The organism is Pseudomonas sp. P5_A2_2 (assembly GCF_054177685.1).
Window position 1 is genome coordinate 1 of sequence record NZ_JBGCUL010000902.1, and the last position, 1792, is coordinate 1792.

Below are 1792 nucleotides of genomic sequence, written 5' to 3' on the forward strand. Positions count from 1 at the left end.
TCGCGGGTCCGGGCGGCCAGTAACTGCTCGAGTAGATGGTCGACCACCGGGTTGGCAATGCCTGCGTAATTTTTGCTGCCCTTGACCCCGGCCTGGCTGGAGTGAAAGTACTGCCACTGTTCCAGGCCCGGGCTGAGGGTCTGGTTGAGGGTCATCAGAATCATGTCGAAATCGAACTGGTCCAGGCGCTGCTTGTATTGCGCGCGGTCGACGGTGCGCAACTGCGCATCGATGCCGATGCTGGCCAGGTTCTCGACGTAAGGCTGGAGGATGCGTTCCAGATTCGGGTTGACCAGCAGCAACTCCAGCCGCAAGGGTTGCCCGGTGGCGTTTTGCATACGCTGGCCATTGAGCTTCCAGCCGGCTTCGGCGAGCAGGCCAAGGGCTTTGCGCAAGGTCTCCCGGGGGATGCCGTGCCCGTCGGTCTGCGGCAGGTTGAACGGCTCGGTAAAGAGCCTGGCTGGCAGCTGTTCACGATAGGGCTTGAGCAACAGCCATTCATGTCCGACCGGCAAACCGCTGGCCGAGAACTCGCTGTTGGGGTAGTAGCTCATGGCGCGATGGTAGGCGCCGCTGAACAGGGTGCGGTTGGTCCATTCAAAGTTGAACATCAGCCCCAGCGCTTCACGGACCTTGGCGTCCGAGAATGCCGGGCGACGGCTGTTCATGAACAGGCCCTGGGTTTGGGTCGGGATCTGGTGGGAAATCTGCGCCTTGATCACCTCGCCGCGGCGTATGGCCGGGAAGTTGTAGCCGGTGTCCCAGTTCTTCGCCTGATGCTCGATATAGATGTCGAACTCACCGGCCTTGAACGCCTCGAACGCCACGTCGCTGTCGCGGTAGAACTCGACTTCCATGCGGTCGAAGTTGTACTTGCCGCGATTGACCGGCAGGTCCTTGCCCCAGTAATCCTTGACCCGTTCGAAGACGATCTGCCGTCCTGGCGTGACAGAAGTGATGCGATACGGCCCGCTGCCCAGCGGCGGTTCGAAGGTGGTGGCCTTGAAGTCGCGGCCTTTCCAGTAGTGCTGCGCCAGCACCGGCATTTCGCCCAGGCGCAGGATCAGCAGCGGATTGCCAGCGCGCTTGAACACGAAACGGATGCGCTGCGGGTTGAGGATGTCGACCCGCGACACTTCCTGAAGGCTGGTGCGGTACAGCGGATGGCCTTCCTTGAGCAACACGCGATAGGAGAACGCGACGTCGTAGGCGGTGATCGGCGTACCGTCATGGAAGCGTGCTTCGGGGCGCAGGTTGAACACCACCCAGCTGCGGTCCTCGTTGTACTCCACGGACTGGGCAATCAGGCCATAGCTGGATGCGGGCTCATCACCCGAGGGTGCGTACTGCCCGGTGCCGATCATCAGTGGCTCGTTGAGCTCGTTGATGCCGTATTGCAGGAAGTTCGGTGTGGTGACCGGGCTGGTGCCCTTGAAGGTGTAGGGGTTGAGCGTATCGAAGGTGCCAAACGCCATGACCCGCAACGTACCGCCCTTGGGCGCTTGCGGGTTGACCCAGTCGAAGTGGGTAAATCGGGCCGGGTACTTGAGCGTGCCGAACTGCGCATAACCATGGCTTTCGCTGATCGTAGCGCTTGCGGTGGAGCTCAAGGCCAGGCTGATCAGGAACAGGGGCAGGGAACGCTTCAAATAGGRGATCCGATCCAGGCGGCTTGGGCTATGTGGACCGTACAGTAACAGCTTGTATGGACAGGAAAAAGACGGGGGGTAAATGCGAATTATTGGTCGGGCCACAATCCTGTGGGAGCGAGCTTGCTCGCGATGAGGGCTTA

Annotated in this window: 1 protein-coding gene; it reads right to left on the reverse strand. The window is 60.9% G+C overall.

Features of this window, described 5'->3' with window-relative positions; translation table 11 throughout:
* The coding region (locus tag ACXRVY_RS27110) for an extracellular solute-binding protein (RefSeq protein ID WP_458238740.1) at positions 1–1637 on the reverse strand (1637 nt) is incomplete at its 3' end.
* Between the last annotated feature and the right edge of the window lie 155 nt (positions 1638–1792).